Source organism: Catenibacterium sp. (genome assembly GCF_052354645.1).
Taxonomy (GTDB): Bacteria; Bacillota_I; Bacilli_A; order Erysipelotrichales; family Coprobacillaceae; genus Catenibacterium; species Catenibacterium mitsuoka_A.
Genome location: NZ_DAWDDM010000241.1, coordinates 1 through 3018 on the forward strand (window position 1 = coordinate 1; position 3018 = coordinate 3018).

3 protein-coding genes are annotated in these 3018 nt (G+C 34.4%); all 3 read right to left on the bottom strand.

Annotation, left to right across the window (positions count from 1 at the left end; genetic code table 11):
* Positions 1–276: 276 nt before the first annotated feature.
* The 3 genes from ACT8VG_RS09330 to ACT8VG_RS09340 are packed head-to-tail and all read right to left on the bottom strand — an operon-like array spanning position 277 to position 2873.
* On the bottom strand, positions 277–1107 hold the full coding sequence (locus ACT8VG_RS09330) for an RluA family pseudouridine synthase (RefSeq protein ID WP_217107000.1): 831 nt from the start codon (positions 1105–1107) through the stop codon (positions 277–279).
* Complete coding sequence (locus tag ACT8VG_RS09335) at positions 1100–2191, bottom strand: glycerate kinase family protein (RefSeq protein ID WP_226793746.1); 1092 nt, start codon at positions 2189–2191, stop codon at positions 1100–1102. Before ACT8VG_RS09335 ends, ACT8VG_RS09330 begins: the two co-directional genes overlap by 8 nt.
* Before the next feature lie 55 nt (positions 2192–2246).
* Entirely contained in the window at positions 2247–2873 is a 627-nt protein-coding gene (locus ACT8VG_RS09340) for a hypothetical protein (protein WP_217106998.1), read from the bottom strand.
* Between the last annotated feature and the right edge of the window lie 145 nt (positions 2874–3018).

Sequence of the window (3018 nt, forward strand, 5' to 3'; positions counted from 1 at the left end):
TTGCGTCAATTGGAGCTTCCTTCTTTACTGGGTTTGTTCGATCATAACGACTAATAAAACCCACCTCCGCTTACTTCATATTAAATAAAAAGTGAGCGTACTAGCGCCCACTTATCGTTAGAGTTTAATCTAGTGACATTGGCCCATCGACTGTATCAATCGGGCGAGAAGTAGGCACTTCTTCTTTCCACTTTTTACTTGTTCATCTTACCCAATATACAGGTGTTTGTCAATAACTTTTTTTAATTTATTTATTTTATTTATTTATTTTTTCCTTTATCTTTTAGAAGGTTTAAACATCTGTGTAAAAGAAGAAGGAAGTGGCGCTTTAAAAGTCATTGTTTTATGTGTAAAAGGATGTGTGAATGCAAATTCATGTGCATGTAGACCTAATCTCTTTAAAGGATTTGTACGTGCACCATATTTCTTATCCCCAATAATAGGATGATTCAAAGAAGCCATATGAACACGAATCTGATTCTTACGCCCTGTATCTAAAAATACTTCCATCATTGTATAATCCTTAGATACTTCTAATGGCTTGTAATGCGTAATAGCCAATTGTCCTTCTTTCGCAATACGCATCTTTAACTGTTTATCTTCCACAAGATGATTCTTTATTGTACCTGATTTGCGGCATTGTCCTTCTAATATTGCAACATAGCCTCTTGTTTTAACATACTTATTCCAGTTATGAGTTAATTCCTGATAAAGCTTCTTATTCTTCACAAACATAAGTACACCAGAAGTATCCTGGTCTAAGCGATGTACAAGATAACACTGCTGTCTCTTCTTACGACAATATTCCATCACCATATAAAAAGCTGTCTGATATTTATTATTACGTGTCTCTTCACTCACTAGTCCAGAAGGCTTATTGATTACAATCATGTCATCATCTTCATAAAGAAGTTCAAAAGGAAGATTCGTCTTCTTACCAACTTCTACTTCATCTCCTGGATGTAATTCAAAGGCATGATAAGTCTGTACTTCACCATTCACCTGTACTGATTTATATTTCAATAAACTCTTACAATCATTTCTCTTCTTACGAGTATGCTCTACAAGAGAATCTAATAATAATTCATCTTTTGTAACTTTATACATTCTTTTCCTCCAGATAACGTCTCACTTCTTCTTCTAAATATTGTGGACCTTTTTCTAATAATACAGAAAGAGGTTCATCTGTATGATTAATACAGCGTACATCTTCAAAACCTGCTTCAAGTAATGTCTCTTTATCTTCACACTTTCCACAAAATGCGACAACAGGTTTATTGTATTTCTGTGCTAAGCGTAAGACACCTATTGGTGTCTTTCCATATAAAGTCTGATGATCCATCTTGCCTTCACCTGTAAAAATAATATCCGCTTCCTGGATTGCTTCTTCTAGATGAACTGTACGACTCACTGCATCAAATCCAGTCACTAATTTACCATTAAGTCCTGTCACTATCGCATAGCCCATACCTCCTGCTGCGCCTGCACCAGGTACACATGAATCATCCTTATCAACTAATTCACTCATTATTTTCGCATAATGCTTCATTGCCTGATCTGTCTTTTCTAGATCTTTTACCTTCTTTTGAGGGCCAAAAACATAAGTAGCTCCTTCTTTTCCACATAGTGGATTAGTGACATCACATGCCCCTTCTACTTCTATACTTGATAAATCAAGACGTGTTTTCTTAATATGATCAAGTGTTTCGAGCCCTCTCGCATTCATTGGAATACGCTGATCAAACTGATCAAAAAAACCATAACCCATACCACTTAATAAACCAATACCACCATCATTACAGGCTGAACCACCTAAAGTCAAAAGGAAACGTTTCACTCCATGATCATAAGCATATTTCATCATTTCTCCTACACCATAAGATGTTGCTTCTGTTCCGTTCTTTTCTTCTTCAGTCAAGTAATCAAGTCCACATGCCTGTGCACTTTCTATAATAGCCAAATCATCCATAATAGCAAGTTTTGCATGAACTGTCTTAAATAGTGGTCCCGCTACTTCTATTTCATGAATATCACCATGTAGATAGCGATTCATGACTTCCATTGTCCCTTCACCACCATCAGCTAAAGGACAAATATGTACATTATTATAAGCTCTCTGTACTGCTTCTCCTGCAGCATATGCAGTCATACTTTCTTTAAAAGAATCAAATGCAGCAAGTATTTTCATCATTATCACTCCCTGTATGTATTCTAACATAAAAAAGTTCATGGTCACCCATGAACTTTTAAGATTTTCTTTTTAATAAATAAATATTTTTCTCATAAACAATTACATAAAGAATAATTGATAACACAACTGCAGAAAGTGCATCAATCATTCCATGTTGCTTGATTAAGAAAGTAGAGATAATAATCCCTATTGTAAGAATTGTAGTTCCCTTCTTCATAATACTAGTTGCATGCTTTGATCTACTAAATGCCATGCACATACCAATAGAGTTAAAGATATGAATACTAGGCAATACATTGGTTGGTGTATCAATCTTATAAAGCAAATCAACAAGTATTAACGCAATATTACTATGACCTAATTGTTTTGGTCTAATATCTAAACCATTAGGATAGATGACTGATACCACTATAAAGATTGTCATACCGGTAAATAGGAATGTGATCATCTGCAAGTATTCTTTCTTATCTTTAAAGAAGAAATACCAGAAAGAGAAGAAGATATACCCAAACCAACTGATATAAAAGAATACAAACCACTCATTAAATGGAATCATATGATCTATTGGTGTAGAGATCATATGATATTGCGTCACTGGCATAAAATGTTCAATAAAGAAGAAACATACCAGATAAACTACAAAGTACAAAAGCGTCCACCAATAACGCCAATTCTTTTTCATTAGTTTTTAGAGAATTCTGATAAGATTAATTCCTTGTTCTTATCAGTCGCCCAGTTGATTCCCCACTGATTAGAGAAGAGCAATAAATACTTTCCTCTTAAATCCTGAACTCTCTTTGTATCTGAAGATAAATTCAAGCTATATA